Consider the following 16,230-nt stretch of genomic DNA (forward strand, 5'->3'; position numbering starts at 1 on the left):
TCGCGGACGGGTCGCGCCGCCGTGACGACCGGCGGGCGCGAGGGGCTGATGGAAGGGGTGCGGCGCCCGGAGAGCAGCGGCACCCGCTGGAGAACAGTGTTCACCGTAACAGAACACTGCTCTCCAACAGAACAACGTTCATTAAGATATAGCGCAAGCCGCGACGCACGGTCAAGATATATCGCGTCGCCCGTGCCCGGGTGCTCGGAGCGTGGGAGCGAGAACGCCGCTCATCCGCGGAGAACACTGTTCTCCAGGCCCCTAGACTGGCCTCATGAACGACGAGGCCGCCGGTACCCCCGCACTCCCTCCGCCGCCCCCCTGGGAGCGCGGGCGCCCGGCGCGCGCCCGTCTCGCGCCCGCACGCACCCCCCTGTCACGGGAACGCATCGTGGACGCCGCCTTCACCGTGCTGGACCGCCAGGGGCTCGACGGACTGTCGATGCGCCAGGTCGCGGCCGAGCTGGGGGTCACGGTCTCCGCCCTGTACGCCCACGTCAGCAACAAGGACGACCTGCTGCAGCTGATGTACAACCGGGTCTTCCAGGGCGCCGAGATGCCCGAGCCCGACCCCGAACGGTGGCAGGAGCAACTGCGGGACTACGCCCGCGCCGGGCGGCGGCGGCTGCTGGCCCACCGGGACATGGCCAGGATCTCCATGGCCCACGTCCCTTTCACCGCCGAACTGCTGCCGCACGTCGAGGCGTTCCTCGGCCTGCTGCGGACGGCCGGCCTGCCCGACCGCATCGCGGCGGAGGCCGGTGACCTCGTCTCCACCTACATCGACGGGTTCGTCCTGGGCGAGGACCTGTGGCGGGAGCGGACCGCCCGTCCGGCAGACGGGGGCCCGGACCCGGCCGGCCCCGACCTGAGCGAGCTGGCCGAGGAGATGCGGGACTACTTCGCGTCCCTGCCGGAGGGCGACTTCCCCCACCTGCGCGCCCTGGCCGGTCTGATGGTGACGGGCTCCTCCGACGAGAGGTTCGACATCGGCCTGGAGATCATCCTGCGCGGCCTCGCGAGCTATCTGCCCGGCACGTCGGCGGACGCGGACGCGGACGGGGGCGCTGACGCGGGCGGGGACGGGCGGGCGAGTGCGGGGGCCGGCGCGGGCCCGGGCCCCGGCGAGCCTGCGGCCGGCGGCGAGGCGCCCGCCGCCGACGTGTGAGTCAGACGGTCACACTCTCCCCGTCCGGGAACGTGACCCGCACGCGCCCGTCGTCCTCGCGCGTGCACGTGACCGACTCCCGCAGGGCCCACGGGTGGACGGCGTCGCGGGTGAGCACGACCAAGCCGACGTGGACGCTCTCCCCACCCGGATGCCGCACGGCGTTCAGGTACGGCGTCGCCGAGTGCGGACCGTACGCGTTCGCCTCGACCTCGCGCGCGACGCCCGTCTCCTCGTCCCACCCGTACAGCGCGACCACGGCGCTGGTCAGCCCCGACTCCGTGCGGGTCAGCGCCCAGCCGGGCCCCCGCTCCGCCCGCGGGCGCGACGCGTCGGCGACGGCGTAGCCGCCCTCGCGCACCGTCACGCCCCCGGGGGCCCGCACCCGGTGCACGCGCAGCTCCCACGGCCCGTGCAGCACGCTCGTCGACTCGATGGGGAACTCCTCCTCCAGCCCCGCGAGCCGTACCGTCTGACGGGACGACGCACGGCGTCCTTCGCAGGTGAGGGGCTGGATGCGGCGGCGCCGCGACGGGGTGCCGTCGGCGGTGAGCAGGGCGATGTGGTTGTCGACGGTGCGCTGCCAGGCGTGCGGCGCGGACTCCGGGGCGGTGGCCGTGGAGTAGGCGAACTTGGCGTAGTGCGGGTCGTCGCTGCCCGGGCCGTTCGGCGGGTTGTGGTCGCTGCCGTGGTTGACCAGGCGGACGACACCGTCGTGCGGGGTGCCGTGCAGCAGCCAGCCGGGCGCGGGCAGCGCCGTGTACTGCGTGGACTGCTCGACCGGCAGCGGGAGTTCACGGTCCGTCCACACCGGGTGGCCGGCGGGCAGCAGCAGCCCGAGGAACCCCTTGCTCGCCCAGTACGGCGACGCGGGCCCCGAGTACGGCTGGGTCGCGGGCAGGAACGTGCCGTACCAGCCCAGCGGGAGCAGCCCCCGCTCGTCCGGCACCCCGCGCTCGGCGAAGTGCCGGGCCGCTCCGGAGGCGAGGCGCCGGGTCAGGCCCGGGGCGAGCGGGGTGCAGTCGGTGAGCGCGCCCAGCCACACCGGCGCCGTGGCCGCGATGCGGTACGTCAGCGACCGGCCCTGGTGGACCGGCGCGCCGTCCGCGCCGAAGAACTGCGGGTACGTGGTGAGGAACCGGGCCAGCCGCTCCCGGTAGACGGCGCCGCGCCCGCCGTCCCCGTCCGGCCCCGCCATGCGCGCCCACAGCAGCGGGTACAGGTGCATGGCCCAGCCGATGTAGTAGTCGAAGTTGCGGCCGTCCCCGTCCGTGTACCAGCCGTCGCCGACGTACCAGTCCTCGATCCGGTCGAGGCCGGCGTCGATGTCGCCCTGGCTGAACGGTGCGCCCACCGAGGCGAGGAACTGCTCGGACACCACCTGGAACAGACGCCAGTTGTTGTCCCAGGTCTTCGCGCCGACGAACCCGGACAGCCAGTCGACGACCCGTTCCTGGACCCGGGTGTCGAGCCGGTCCCAGATCCACGGCCGGGTCTCGTGCAGGCCGAGTGCGATCGAGGCGGCCTCCACCATCTGCTGGGAGCAGTCGGTGAGCACCGGCCAGGCCTCACCGCTGTCACGGTCCGTGCCCGTTGTCAGACCCTGCGTGTACCTTTCGATGAGGTGGGAGACGACCTCGGAACCGGTGGAGTCCCCGGAGTCCTCGGAGGCTGTGGAGTCCTTGCAACCCCCGGGCTTCGCGGGGCCCGTCCCGCCGCCGCCCGCGCCCGCGATCCGGAAGGAGGCCAGCAGAAATGACCGGGCGAACCCTTCGAGGCCGTCCGAGACGACCCCGGACCAGCTCGCCCGCCCCGGCAGCCGGTACTGGGCCAGGCCCGGGGTGGCGTAGGGCAGCAGGGCCGCCAGCTGCCGGTCGGCCAGGGCCTCCCAGTGCGCCCGGGTCCAGCCGGTCAGGGGAGAGCGGACGCGGTCGGTGGGCGGCAGGGGGAAGTGCGGGGCGGCCATGGCGATTCGCTGGCTCCTTCGGCGGACGGCGGGCGGTACGGGCGGTACCGGCGATACGGACGGTACGGGCGGCGGACGAGGGGGGCGCGGGCCCTGCGGGAGCGGACAGGTCCGGAGCGGCGGCTCTAAGGGCTGCGAACAAAAGGGGCGCCCGGCTCGCGACGCCCGGCCCGCACGCTCGCCGCGTTGCCGGAAGGCCCTGGCAGCTCCGCCACAAGGACCTTCCGGCGCCTTGCGATCGCACGCACCGGACACCGCCCGCTGATCGGAACCCACTTTTGTTCGCAGCTCTAACGCAGCAGGGCCGTGTGCGTATGGCCCCGTGAACCGCCCACGCGGACGGTGAGCACCGGGCGGCGGCCCGGCGTGACGGACACGGTGTCGTCGGCGCTGACCACCCGGCGCACCGGGAAGGGCAGCCGGACGGTCAGGACCGTCGCCGTACGGCCCGGATCCGCCACCGCCACCGACACGCCCTGGTCGCGGTGGCACACCAGGACGGTGCCGGGGCCGTCCGATGCGAGTCCGTCCACCGAACCCGCCGCCCAGAAGTGCGCCGCGAGCAGACCGTGACGGGGCGCGGCGACGGCCTGCACGGTGGCGTCGTTGGCCAGGACGCGCGCCGGGCGGGAGCGGGACCAGGCCAGGGTGGCGGCGGCGGTCGCGCCCGGCAGCAGGACGTAGGAGTAGGACGCGGAGGCGGGGGAGGAGCCGTGGTCGAACCACAGTGTGGCGTAACGGCGGGTGACCGGGGTGGTGCTGCCACCGGTGTCCGCACCGGTGTTGACGGAGCGCCACGTGCCGGTGCGCTCCTCGCGCAGCGCGCGCAGCGGACCACCGGAGGGGAAGACGTACCCGCCGGTGCCCTCCAGGTGGACCCAGCGCGCGTCGTCGAGCGAGGCCGACCACCCCTGCTCCGCGGGCTGCCGGTGCCCGTCGACGAGGAGCCGGGGTGCCCCGCCGGCGTGCAGGTTCCGGTTCTCCACGACCGTCTCGATCGTCCTGCCGTCGCCCGCCGTGATCCCGGCACCGAGCGCGACGACCGCGTTGTCCAGGAAGAACCAAACCTTCTTGGCCCGCAGCGTCGACCCGTCCGCGATCAGCTCCATCGCGGCGGCGCCGTGCCGGGCGTCGAGCACTGCCCCGCCCGCCACCGCGTTCTTCGGGCGGAACGTGCCGGTCCCGGCGCCGGTTCCGAGATCGGTCCGCCGGCGGGTGTCCACCGTCGTGCCCGGCAGCCGGTACGGGTCGACGGTCGGCCAGAAGGCGTCAGCGAAGGCGTCGGTGTCGTCGCCGTCGTACAGGTAGGTCATGCCGTCGCCGGTGTACCAGCCGTGCAGGTTCTCGCCGTTGCCCGCCTCGTAGGCGGCGATGCGTTTCGACGACAGCGACAGCGCGCACGCCCACGACGGGCGCCGGTGCACCACACGGTCCATGTCGGCGAGGACGAAGTGCCCGGTGAGGCGGTCCGCGGGACGCACGGAGGAATCGGCGAGGAGGGCCTTCGCGCGGGCCAGGTCCGGGATCGGGACGAGATCCCGGTAGGGCGTGCTCGTGTTGCGCAGTATCCAGCCCTTGGCCGCAGCGCGCCAGCGGTCCGCGTACGCCCGCGGTGCGGCCTCGGCGAGTTGCAGGATGTGCGCGACCGCACTCGCCCCGTCGTCGTGGTCGCGGGCGGCCTCGCGCGAGACGGCGCGGCCGCGCACCGCGTCCATCATCAGCCCGTCGAACAGGAAGGGGGCGAAGCTCCGCTCGACCGCCTCGTACAGCACGTCGACCGAGGGGTCGGTGACCGCCCAGTCGGAACCGGCGAGCAGCGCCATCAGCCGGCCCGCGCCGCCCAGCAGGACACTGCCGTACGTGCCCGTGTACGCGACGTTCGAGTGCTGCACGAACGAGCCGTCCTCGTAGAAGCCGTCGCCCGAGGTGACGTACTGGAACAGGCTGTTCTGCCCGTTGCCGCGGACGTCGGACAGCCCGTCGCGGGCCAGCGCGAGCGCGGCGGGGTCGCCCGCGAGCAGCCCGCGCAGCGCGACGATGACGGCCTTGTCGGCGCGGTTGGCGCCCGTCTCGGCCAGAGCGGGGGCGTTGGTGCGGTGGTCCGGGTCGGGCACGAACGCGGCCACCGTCCGCACGTAGGCGTCGCGGTCCTCCTGGGGGAGGTCCGCGCGCAGCAGCACGCAGACGTCCATCAGGGCACGCGGCGCGCCGATCTCCCAGAACCACCAGTTGCCGGTCTCCCGCCGGGAGGCGTTGTAACCGGCGGTGTGCAGGAAGCGGAGCGCGTCGAGGATCCCGTCGCGCACGGCCGGCTGTCCGGTGAGCGAGGTGCCGGGGGTGGCCCAGGCGATGGCGAGCGTGCGCAGCCGCGGGTAGCTCTGGCCGAACATGCCGGGGTCCGAAGCCGGGGACAGGTCGGCCCACAGCGCCTGCCGGCCCGCGGAGGTGTCGATCCGCCGCCACCAGGCCGAGGCCTCGGCGTCCAGGGCGGCGAGCGCGGCGGCGAAGTCCGGGTCCCGCGGGTCGAAGGAACCACCGGTCAGCTGCTGCGCGGCGCGGGCCAGCAGCGGCTCGTACGGGTCGCCGCCCTCCTGCCCGGCACCGCCGCCGGCGGCGCTCGCACCGCCCGCGCTGGCGACGAGGGAGGTGACCGCGCCCGCTCCGGCGAGCGCGAGGGTCTGGCGTCTGCTCAGGTCCATGCGGGGTCCGTCCTTCGGGATCAGTCGGTCAGCGTGGCCGGGTCGGTCGACGGCTTCGGCAGGTGCAGTGCGGCCAGTTCGGCCCGCCCCTCGGCGTCGACGGGGAACGCCCAGGTGGTGACGAAGAAGTCGGTGAGGTCGCGCCCCGCGACGCGGCTGGCGTACGTGGCGAGCGCCCGGTAGCGCTTGGCCGTCTCGGTGGAGTCCGACCGCGGGTTCTCCTCCCGCACCAGTTTGTGCAGCCGGGGCCAGAAGTCGTCGCCGAAGGCGAGTTCCAGCTGCCGCAGCGGCACCAGCTTCTCGTACGCGCCGAAGGACTTCTCGTACGTCAGCCCCGGCGTACCGAACTTCGCCCGGGCGGACTGGAAGTAGTCCAGGCCCGTCCTCGGGTCGACGGTGAGCAGGTTGGACGCCTGGCCCAGGGCGCGCTGCACGGCCAGCGAGTAGATGTTCACCGTCACCTCGGTCAGACCCGACGGCTTGTACGCGAACTGCTGGTGCAGGTGCCCGAGTTCGTGGTACAGCCCCCAGCCGCGGGTGCGCAGTCCCGTCACCGTGGTGGCCCGGTCGAGGTAGGCGCGCGGGAAGCCGTTGTAGCCGTGGGTCGCGTACGCCCCGACGCCGGACGGCACCACCGACACCTCGGTGAAGTGGTACCCGCCGGCCTTGGGCCGGTGCACCGGCGCGGAGCCGTCCAGGCCGCTGACGGCGGACTCGGCGTCGATGATCTGCTCCAGCAGGCGCAGCAGCGCCGCGTGGTCCTCGTCCCGGTACAGCAGCGCGCCGTCCCGGGTGAGCGTCACGATCGAGCGCGGCCCGTGCAGTTCGACGACCGGGACACCGGTGTACGTGTCCAACTGGCTCTGGTAGTCCGCCTCGGTGGTGCGTCCGAGCGTGAAGACCGGCATGGGCGAGGAGCCGCTCCTGAACCGGACGGCGGCGCGCTGCCCGCTGCCCTCCAGGGTGAGGTAGACGGGTCCGCCGTGCGGGTCGGTCACGGTGTTCGCGCCGGGCTTCAGCGGATAGGGGCGCGGTTCGGTGACGGTGCCGTAGTAGTCCCACTGCCCGATCCACAGGGTCGGCACCAGGCCGTCGTAGGGCAGGACGGCGAGACGGAGGGGGGTGCCCGGCGGGACGTAGCGGCCGGTCGCCTGGAACTCGGAGGCGCGCAGGGCCTGTCCGAGGCGCAGCCGCTCCGCCTCCGCGGAGGGCCGGGCGACGAGCGCCACCGTGAGGTCGTCGCCGGCGGCCGGGCGAGCGGTGCCGGGCGCGGGTGCGGAACCGGCGGCCCGAGCGGTGCCGGAGCCGGGGCCGCCGACGGCGAGCGCGGCGCCCGTGGCCGCGGCGAGGACGGAACGGCGGGACGGGGATGCGGGGGTGCGCATGAGGCGTCGTCTCCTTGGGGCGGTCCGTACGGTGCGGGGGAGGGGTGTCAGGGGGTCCTGTGTGTCCCGGCCGGCCTGTCCGCGCCGCCCGGCCCGTGCGCGCCGGCCGCCGATGCGGCGTGGCGGTCACGCTGTCAGGCCGTGAGCGGACCCGGGCCGGTCGGCGTCGTCGGGTCGGGGAGGCGCGGGGCGCCCGTCTCCGCGCCGTCCCGGGCCCCGACGGGCGTCGCCCGCCTGCCGCCGGAGAAGTCCGTCCGTGCGCGGTCCGCCGTGCGCGACGCGCGGGTGGCGGGCGCGCCGCCCCGGACGCGGGAGGACGGATCGGCGTGCCCGGTAAGAGCTGCGAACAAAAGTGGGTTCCGATCAGCGGGCGGTGTCCGGTGCGTGCGATCGCAAGGCGCCGGAAGGTTCTTGCAGCGGAGCTGCCAGGGCCTTCCGGCAACGCGGCGAGGGCGCGTGCCGGGCGCCGCCCGCCGGGGCCCACTTTTGTTCGCAGCTCTAAGAGGGGCGGCAAGAGGCGTGGGGGCAGGGCGCATCCAGTGACTCCCATGGGACGAACGACGTCGGGGCGACGGGCGGGACGAGCGGGTGGGGCTGCGCGCCAGCATGTAAGCGTTTGCTATCCACTCGCAAGGGGGTGGACCGAGTTTCTGTTCGTTACTATCCGAACCGGCGTCCGTACGAGCAGAATCGAGCACGCCGGGGCTGCGTCGTCAGCTCCGGCGTCAGTTCCCTCGTCGACTCCGGTGTCAGTTCCTGCGCCGCCCGCCGCTCCCCGAGGCGCCGGTCCCGGACGTCCCGTTCCCCGGTGCACCGCTCCCCGGCGCGCTGCTCGCCGGTGTCCCGTTCCCCGTGGCTCCGCCGCCCGGCGCCGTACTCCGCGGTGGCGCCACCGACTCCCGGACGACGATGTGCGTGCCCAGGCGCAGCGTGCCGGTCGTCGGGGCGCGCCAGTCGTCCTCGTCCCCCCCGTAGAGCGCCACGCGCACCGCCTGCCGGCCCATCTCCTCCAGCGGGATCCGTACGGTCGTCAGCCGTGGCCGCAGCTCCTGGGCCACCGGGATGTCGTCGTAGCCGACCAGCGACATGTCCTGCGGGACGCGTACCCCGGCCTCCTCCAGGGCCTGCGCCGCACCGGCCGCCACGATGTCGTTCGCGGCGAACACGGCAGTGAACTCCGGTCCCCCGCGCAGCAGTTCGGACATGCGCCGGTACCCGAAGGCCCGGCTGAAGGCGCCGGGCTGCTCCAGCCTCGGGTCCCGCGGGACACCGCGCAGTTCGAGCGCCCGCCGGTGCCCGGCGAGCCGGTCCCGCGCCGTGGAGAGGCCGGGCGGCCCGCCCAGGTAGAGGATCCGCTCATGGCCCTGGGTGATCAGGTGGTCGGTGATCGCGAAGGCGCCGCCCTCGTTGTCGTACTCGACGCCGACCGTCGGCACGCCCTCGCCGAGCGAGGGCCGTCCGCACAGCACCAGTTTCGCACCGCCCGCGTCCAGCTCCCGGGCCCGGCGCGCCAGCTCCGCCTTGTAGGCGCGGTCCTCGACGCTGCCGCCGACCAGCACCACGGCGTCGGCGCGCCGCTCGTGCATCAGCTCGATGAAGGCGAGTTCGCGCTGCGGGTCGCCCTGGGTGCAGCACACCAGGCAGAGCCGGTCGCCGTCGGTGGCCTCGCGTTCCACGCCGCGCGCGATGTACGCGTAGAACGGGTCGATCAGCTCGCCGACGATGATGCCGACGGTGCGGCCCGAGGCGCCGGCCAGCGCCCGGGCATGGGCGTTGACCACATACCCCAGCTCCCGCATGGCCGCCTCGACGCGCTCGCGCGTGGCGGCGGCCACCGGATAGTTGCGGTTCATCACCCGGGAGACGGTCGCCGTGGACACCCCGGCGCGCCGCGCGACGTCGACGACCGTCGCGCGGCGCTGCCCGCCGCGCTCGCCCTGTCCGTCGCCCGGCTCCGCGCCGTCCGGTCCGGGTGCCGTGGAACTCTGCCGGGACATCCGGCCCACCCCCTGATGGTCGTGCTGGTCTGTCTGCGGTCCGCCCGCCCCAGAGACTAGGGCCTCTCGTCCGGATCCCGCCGGGCTCGCGGGGTCCGGCAGCGCCCCTCGCGGCGGCGCTGCCGCCGGTCGCCACGGCCCCGCCGTGCCGCCCTCCCGCGCCGTGCGGTGTTCCTCCCCTGTGCCGACGGCGTGGGAGGTGCCCCCGTCACCGGCCCCCGCTCCCTGATCCGGCCGCTTCGGGACGCAAGAGCCCGGGGCGTGCGGTGCGGGCCCGCTCACGCGATCCGTTCCAGGTCCGCCAGGAGCACCGCGTGGGCCAGCGGCAGCCCGCGCGCGTACCGGGCCAGTTCGTCGACGGCGAGCGCCCCGAGCCGGCCCACCTCGTTGCCCTGGGCGCCCGCCAGGTGCGGCGTGATGAAGACGTTGGGCAGGTCCCACAGCGGGTGCCCGGCGGGCAGCGGTTCCGGGTCGGTGACATCGAGCACGGCGTCGATCCGGCCGCTGACCAGGTGTTCCGTCAGGGCCTGCGTGTCCACGAGCGGGCCGCGCGCGGTGTTCACGAGGAGTGTGCCCGGACGCATCAGACCGAGCCTGCGGGCGTCGAGCAGATGCCGGGTCCGCGCGGTGTCCGGCGCGTGCAGGGTCACCACGTCGCTGGTCGCCACCAGGGTGTCCAGGTCGGTTCGGGTGGCACCGAGCAACCGGGCCTCGGTGTCGCCGACGTACGGGTCGTAGAGGAGGACCTCGGCGTCCAGGGTGCGCAGCAGTTGCGCGACACGGCGGCCGATGCGCGAGGCGCCGACGACACCGACGGTGATGCCACGGGTGCCGAGCCAGTGCTGGCGGTCCAGGTCGGCGTCGGTGCGGTGGGTGCGCCGGCCCCGGAAGAGATGGGCGAGCGGGAAGGCCCGCTTGGCCCCCAGGATGATCGCGGCGAGCGTGAACTCGGCGACCGGCACGGCGTTGGCCGCGGCCGCCGAGGAGACCACGATCCCGCGCTCGTAGGCCTCCCGGCTCAGGAACGTCTTCACGGTGCCGGCCGCGTGGATCACCGCGCGCAGCCGGGGCGCCCGGTCGAGCGCGGCCCGGTCGACCGGCGGGCAGCCCCAGCCGGTGAGCAGTACCTCGCACTCGGCGAGGGCCGCCCGCGCCTCCGGGCCGGTGAACTCCCCGACGACACGCGGGGGCCGGATGTCCGCGGTCTCCTCCAGCCGCGCCCGTACGGACGGCGGGAAGACGTCGTCCACGACCGCGGAGTCCATCGCGAGAACCGTGCGGGGCCGCCGCGGGGGCGGTGTGGCGTCGGCGGCCGCGGCCTCGACCGGCGCCTCGTCAGTGGTACGCACCCTGCCTCCGGACAGTAAACGTGTTCTATGGCGGTACCGCACGCTAGGGAGCCCGTCGCTCGACCGTCAAGGTCGGGAGGCAGACACGGCCGATGAGTTGCCCTGGTTCAGTCTGAAATGCCGTACAGAAATGGCCTGTTCGCAGTGCCGGAGGCGACGCGTTCGCCGTCGTTTCACGGTCCGTCAGGTCGGCGGACCTATTGACGATGGGGTTAACCGCTTACTAACTTGCCGCCGCAGAAACCAGTTCCTGCGCCAACCGGCCGAACAGGACCGCGCCATGACTGTCTCCGCCCCACCGACCGCCGTCGACCGCGTTCCCCGCAAGACCCTCTGGCAGCGCCTCAAGCGTGACAAGGTGATGCTGCTGCTGTGCCTGCCCGGCTTCCTGTACTTCGTGGTCTTCCACTACGTACCGCTGCTCGGCTACCTGGTGGCCTTCCAGGACTACCAGCCCTACCTGGGCTACCTGCACAGCGCCTGGAACGGCTTCACCAACTTCACGACGGCCTTCGCCGACCCCGACTTCTGGTCGGCGACCGGCAACACGCTGGAGATCGCGCTGGTCCAGCTCGTCCTGTTCTTCCCCGTCCCCATCGCCCTCGCCCTGCTGCTCAACAGCATCGCCCGCGACAGACTGCGCCGCTTCGTGCAGAGCGTCGTCTACCTGCCGCACTTCATCGGCTGGGTCATCATCGTCTCGATCTTCCAGCAGATCCTGGGCGGCGCGGGAGTCGTGCCCGACCTGCTCGGCTCCCTCGGGCTGCCGCGCTACGACATGACGACCGACCCGCACGCCTTCCCCTGGCTGCTCGCGCTCCAGGTCATGTGGAAGGACGCCGGCTGGGGCACCATCATCATCCTCGCCGCGCTGCTCTCCATCGACCGCGGCCTGTACGAGGCGGCGGCCATGGACGGCGCGGCCCGGTGGCGCCGCTTCTGGCACGTCACCCTGCCCGGGCTGTCCCCGGTGCTGGTCCTGCTGCTCATCCTGAACCTCGGCAACATCCTCACCGTCGGCTTCGAGCAGATCCTGCTCCAGCGTGACGCGGTCGGCCCCGACGCCGGTGAAGTCCTCGACACCTACGTCTACTTCCACGGCATCCGGGACAACCAGTGGGGCACGGCCGCCGCCGTCGGTCTGGTGAAGGCCGTGATCGGCACGATCCTCGTCATCGGCGCCAACAAGTTCGCCCACCGGCTCGGTCATGAAGGGGTGTACCGCGGTGCTGACCGTTGAGACGACCACGGTGAAGGCGCGCCGCGTGCGCGCCGGCCGGCCCACACCCGCGGCGGGAGAACCGCGCCCGTCCGGCGCCCGGCCCCCGTGGATGGAGAAACCCACCAGGCTCGGTCTCGTCCTCAAGGGCCTCGCCCTGGTGATCGTCGTGGGCCTGGTGGCCTACCCCCTGCTCGGCGTGATCGGCACGAGCTTCGCCTCGCAGAGCGACATCATCAAGTCCGGCGGGCTCGTCCTGTGGCCCGGCCACCCCAGCCTCGACGCCTACCGCACCGCGTTCACCGGCGGGCGCGTGACCCGCGCCCTGCTCGTGAGCACCGGCGTCACCGTGACCGGCACCGCCTGCAGCCTGCTCGCCACCATCGGCATGGCCTACGGGCTGTCGCGGCGCGGCGTCGTCGGCGGCCGGTTCATCCTCATGACCGCCCTGTTCACGATGCTCTTCAACGCGGGCGTCATCCCCAACTTCCTCCTGGTGAAGGAACTGGGCCTCTACAACACCTTCGCCGCGCTGGTCCTGCCCACCATGGTCAGCGCCTTCAACCTCGTCGTGATGCGGGCCTTCTTCATGAACCTGCCCGAGGAACTGTACGACGCGGCGAAGGTCGACGGCGCGGGCGACCTCCGGACCCTGATCAGGGTCGTCCTGCCGCTGTCCAAGGCGGTCATCGCCGTCGTCGGACTGTTCTACGCCGTCGCGTACTGGAACGCGTACTTCAACGCCCTGCTCTACCTCGGCGACAACGACAAGTGGCCGCTGCCCATGGTGCTGCGCACCTTCGTCCTCCAGGGCCAGAGCCTCGACACCGCGGCGGCCGGCGAGGTGGTCGCCCCGCAGCAGGCCGTCCAGATGGCCGTACTGGTCATCGCCGTCGTGCCGATCCTGCTCGTCTACCCCTTCCTCCAGCGGTTCTTCACCAAGGGCGTCCTCACCGGCGCCGTCAAGGGCTGACCGCACCGGACCGCCGCACCTCGAACCGCCGCAGGCCCGTCGCCGCGCCCGAACCGCCGAACCGCCGCACCCCTCATCACCGGGTCCAGACCCGCCGTCCCCACATCACCGAGCCCCGGCCCGCGTCAACCCGCGACCGTCCCTCCGAATTTCCGTGCCCCCTCGTGCTGAGGAGTCCCGCCATGTCCGGCACCACATCCGTCGACCGCCGCACCCTGTTCCGCTGGGGTACGGGCGCCGGTCTCGCCGTCGCCGCCGCGCCGCTGCTCGCCGCGTGCGGCGACGGCGGCAGCGCCGCCAAGGCCGAGGCCAAGAGCACCAAGCTGCTGCCGGTCACCACCGTGCGCAACATCGGCATCAGGGCCGACCTGCCCGGCACCGCGGCGGGCGTGCCCAACGCCTTCCTCACGTACCCCGCCCGGCTGGTCCGCGCGACCTCGGGAACCCCGCTCAAGGGCGCCGAGAAGATCACCGCCGTCACCGAGACGTTCGCGCCGCTGCCGCCCGAGCGCGGCAAGAACGCGGCCTGGCGGGAGATCGAGAAGCTGCTCGGCACCCAGGTCGACTTCACCGCCGTGCCCGCGGACGACTACCCCGCGAAGTTCTCCACGATGGTCGCCGGTGACCAACTGCCCGACATCTTCATGTACCCGGAGACCGGCGGCGTCGACAACGTGGGCTCCTTCCTCGCCGCCAAGTGCGCCGACCTGGGCCCGCACCTCTCCGGCGACAAGGTCAAGGCCTACCCGAACCTGGCCGCCGTCCCCCAGTACGCCTGGCGCGACGCCATCAAGGGCGGCAAGCTCTACGGCATCCCGATCGCCCGTTCGGGCAGCGGCGGCACCGGCTTCTACCGGGCCGACCTGTTCCGGCGGGCCGGCGTCACCGGACTCGACCAGATCGACAGCATGGAACGCCTCGTCGAGCTGGCCAAGGACCTCACCGACGCCAGGAAGAAGCAGTACTTCTTCACCGGCGGCAGCACCAACCTGCTCGCCATGTCCGCCGGCGCCCAGCACTTCTGGCGCTTCGACCGCACCACCGGCAAGTGGACCTACCAACTGGAGGACGACAAGTACCGGTACGCCGTCGAGACCGCCGCCAAGCTCTACAAGGCGGGCTGCTACTACCCGGGCACCGTGCAGATGTCCGGGGCCCAGAAAGCCCAGTACACGGACCTGTTCAAGAACGGCAGGGCCGCCTACGTCTACGACGGCATGCCGGCGTACCTGACCACGGCCACCGGATACGTCGACGCCATGGCCGCCATCGACAGGTCCTTCGACGTACGGCCCATGGTCCCGGTCGGCAAGGACGCGGTCACCTGGACCGACAACGTCTCCCTGCAGAACTGCTACATCAGCAGGGCGAGCGAGAAGCGGGTCAGGGAACTGCTGCGGCTCGCCGACTTCGCCGCCTCGCCCTTCGGGTCGCTCGAATACACCCTCATCAACTACGGCGTCGAGAACGTCGACTACCGGCGGGACGCGCACGGCACCCCCGTCCTCACCAAGCAGGGCACCCAGGACGTGACCGTGCCGTGGGGCAAACTCGCCTCCGCGACACCCTCGTTCTTCAGCGCCACCCACCCGCAGGCCGCCCGTTACGTGCACGAGGCGTACGCGGCGCTCATCCCGAAGCTCATCGAGGACCCGACCCTCAGCTACTCCTCGCCGACCTGGGACTCCAAGGGGCTCGGCAGCCTCTACACCGTCCACCTCGACGGCATCAAGGACCTGATCACCGGACGCAAACCGCTGTCGGCGTACGACGCACTGGTCAAGAAGTGGCGCCGCGCCGGCGGCGACACATGCCGCGCCGAGTTCGAGCAGGCCTCGCAGCAGGAGCGGAAGGAGAAGAAGTGACCACCAGCAGACGCGCGTTCCTGACGAGGGCGGCGGCCGCCGCCGCGCTCACGGTACCGGTGCCGGCCTCGCCCGCCGCTGCCGCGGGCCTCGACCCGCGCCCCGGCTCCGACGGGGTCGGCGACCCGCTGTTCCCGACCCTCGGCAACGGCGGCTACCAGGTCCTCCACTACGACCTGACCTTCGACTTCACCCCCGTGACCTACGACTTCACGGCGGTGGTGAGACTGAGCGCGCGGGCCACGCAGGACCTGTCGTCGTTCAACCTGGACACCGACGGCCACACCGTCGGCTCGGTCACGGTGAACGGCCGCACCGCGTCCCACGCCCTGTCCGCCGGCCGGTCGGGCCAGGAGCTGACGGTCACCCCGGCCGCGCCGCTGCGCAAGGACGCGCCCTTCGAGGTCACCGTCGCCTACCGCGGCAACGGCAAGGCGCCGCGCGCCGGACTGACCGGCTGGCGGTTCGGTTCCGACGGCGGCTTCGCCTGCGCCGCCCAGTCGTCGCGGGCCGACACGTTCCTGCCGTGCAACGACACACCGTCCGACAAGGCCACCTGGACCTTCCACATCCACGCGCCCCAGGGGTACGTCGCCGCCGCCAACGGAGTGCTCACCGGCAAGGACGAACGCGCCGACGGATCGGCCGTGTGGCACTTCGCGCTGCGCGAGCGCATGCCGACGGAACTGCTCGGCATCGCCGTCGTCAAGGGCACCTACCTGTACGGCACCTCGCACACCGGGTTGCCGCTGCGGCACATCGTCCCGCGGGGCCAGGAGGACGTCTACGCCCCGGTCGTGGCCCGCACGGCCGATCATCTCGCCTGGCTGGAGGCGAAGTTCGGCCGCTACCCGTTCTCCGTGTACGGCCTGCACATCTACGACGGGTACACCGACGCCCTGGAGAACACGACGCTCACCCTGATGGGCACCAACTGGTTCAGGACCGGCGCCGGCGGCGACCCGACGTACGAGAGCACCATGGTGCACGAGCTGACCCACCAGTGGTTCGGCGACAGCGTCACCCCGCACGACTGGCAGCAGGCCTGGCTCAACGAGGGGCCGGCCGTGTACTACGCCGCCCTCTACAGCGAGGAGCGCGGCTGGTCCGTCATGGCCGACAAGATGAAGGCGACGTACGCCAAGCTCGACGCGGTCCGCGCCAGTGACGGGCCGCCCGGACTGCCCAAGGCCCTCGGCGGCACCAACATCTACGACGGGGGCGCGCTGGTGCTCTACGCACTGCGGCTCAAGGTGGGCGGGCGGCGGTTCGACCGGATCATGGGCCTGTGGCCGCGCCGCTTCAGGGACCGCACGGTCACCAGCGAGGACTTCATCGCCCACGCCGTCACCGTGACGGGCGACCGCTCGCTGGACCGGTTCCTGCGGGACTGGCTGTTCGGCGCGCAGAACCCGCCGATGCCGGGGCATCCGGACTGGACGGCCGCGGCGTGAGCGCCGGGCGGCCCACGGCCACCGCCCGTCCGTAGACCCGCGTGCACGCGGCTCCGCCCGCCCGGCGCGCGGACCCGCGCGGCCCGCCGGCGGAGCCCATCTCCAGACGCACACCGCGGGGGCCCGCCCCGTCCGCACACAGACCCTGTCCCCAC

The 16,230-nt window shown here is 72.9% G+C and carries 10 protein-coding genes; 5 read left to right on the forward strand and 5 right to left on the reverse strand.

Annotated elements, in window-relative coordinates:
- Positions 1 to 274 precede the first annotated feature (274 nt).
- Positions 275 to 1,168, forward strand: a complete 894-nt coding sequence (locus tag IG64_RS13600) for a TetR/AcrR family transcriptional regulator (protein ID WP_078883973.1) — start codon at positions 275 to 277, stop codon at positions 1,166 to 1,168.
- 1 nt (position 1,169) lies between these two features.
- On the opposite strand, the gene IG64_RS13605 is transcribed toward IG64_RS13600, so the two are convergent.
- From IG64_RS13605 to IG64_RS13630, 5 genes are all read right to left on the reverse strand, one after another.
- Positions 1,170 to 3,134 (reverse strand): DUF2264 domain-containing protein, encoded by a 1,965-nt coding sequence (locus IG64_RS13605; protein ID WP_037855415.1) that lies wholly within the window; start codon positions 3,132 to 3,134, stop codon positions 1,170 to 1,172.
- Positions 3,135 to 3,424: 290 nt separating this feature from the next.
- Entirely contained in the window at positions 3,425 to 5,833 is a 2,409-nt protein-coding gene (locus IG64_RS13610) for a polysaccharide lyase 8 family protein (protein ID WP_037855418.1), read from the reverse strand.
- A gap of 20 nt (positions 5,834 to 5,853) precedes the next feature.
- The gene (locus IG64_RS13615) at positions 5,854 to 7,218 is read right to left on the reverse strand and encodes a M60 family metallopeptidase (protein ID WP_051812830.1); all 1,365 of its coding nucleotides are present in this window, start codon (positions 7,216 to 7,218) and stop codon (positions 5,854 to 5,856) included.
- A 749-nt stretch (positions 7,219 to 7,967) separates the two neighbouring features.
- Entirely contained in the window at positions 7,968 to 9,224 is a 1,257-nt protein-coding gene (locus IG64_RS13625) for a LacI family DNA-binding transcriptional regulator (RefSeq protein ID WP_234438505.1), read from the reverse strand.
- A gap of 269 nt (positions 9,225 to 9,493) precedes the next feature.
- Positions 9,494 to 10,564: a hydroxyacid dehydrogenase gene (locus tag IG64_RS13630; RefSeq protein ID WP_037855421.1), complete on the reverse strand. Its 1,071-nt coding sequence runs from the start codon at positions 10,562 to 10,564 to the stop codon at positions 9,494 to 9,496.
- Positions 10,565 to 10,844: 280 nt separating this feature from the next.
- Between IG64_RS13630 and IG64_RS13635 the strand changes: the two genes are divergently transcribed.
- From IG64_RS13635 to IG64_RS13650, 4 genes are all read left to right on the forward strand, one after another.
- Complete coding sequence (locus tag IG64_RS13635; RefSeq protein WP_234438506.1) at positions 10,845 to 11,804, forward strand: ABC transporter permease; 960 nt, start codon at positions 10,845 to 10,847, stop codon at positions 11,802 to 11,804.
- A 91-nt stretch (positions 11,805 to 11,895) separates the two neighbouring features.
- Positions 11,896 to 12,756: a carbohydrate ABC transporter permease gene (locus tag IG64_RS13640; protein WP_037855611.1), complete on the forward strand. Its 861-nt coding sequence runs from the start codon at positions 11,896 to 11,898 to the stop codon at positions 12,754 to 12,756.
- Between the two features lie 182 nt (positions 12,757 to 12,938).
- Complete coding sequence (locus IG64_RS13645) at positions 12,939 to 14,621, forward strand: extracellular solute-binding protein (protein ID WP_037855423.1); 1,683 nt, start codon at positions 12,939 to 12,941, stop codon at positions 14,619 to 14,621.
- Positions 14,618 to 16,075, forward strand: a complete 1,458-nt coding sequence (locus IG64_RS13650) for a M1 family metallopeptidase (protein ID WP_037855427.1) — start codon at positions 14,618 to 14,620, stop codon at positions 16,073 to 16,075. The genes IG64_RS13645 and IG64_RS13650 overlap by 4 nt, the downstream gene beginning before the upstream one ends.
- The last annotated feature ends 155 nt before the right edge of the window (positions 16,076 to 16,230 follow it).

The organism is Streptomyces sp. NRRL S-340 (genome assembly GCF_000720185.1).
Taxonomy (GTDB): Bacteria; Actinomycetota; Actinomycetes; order Streptomycetales; family Streptomycetaceae; genus Streptomyces.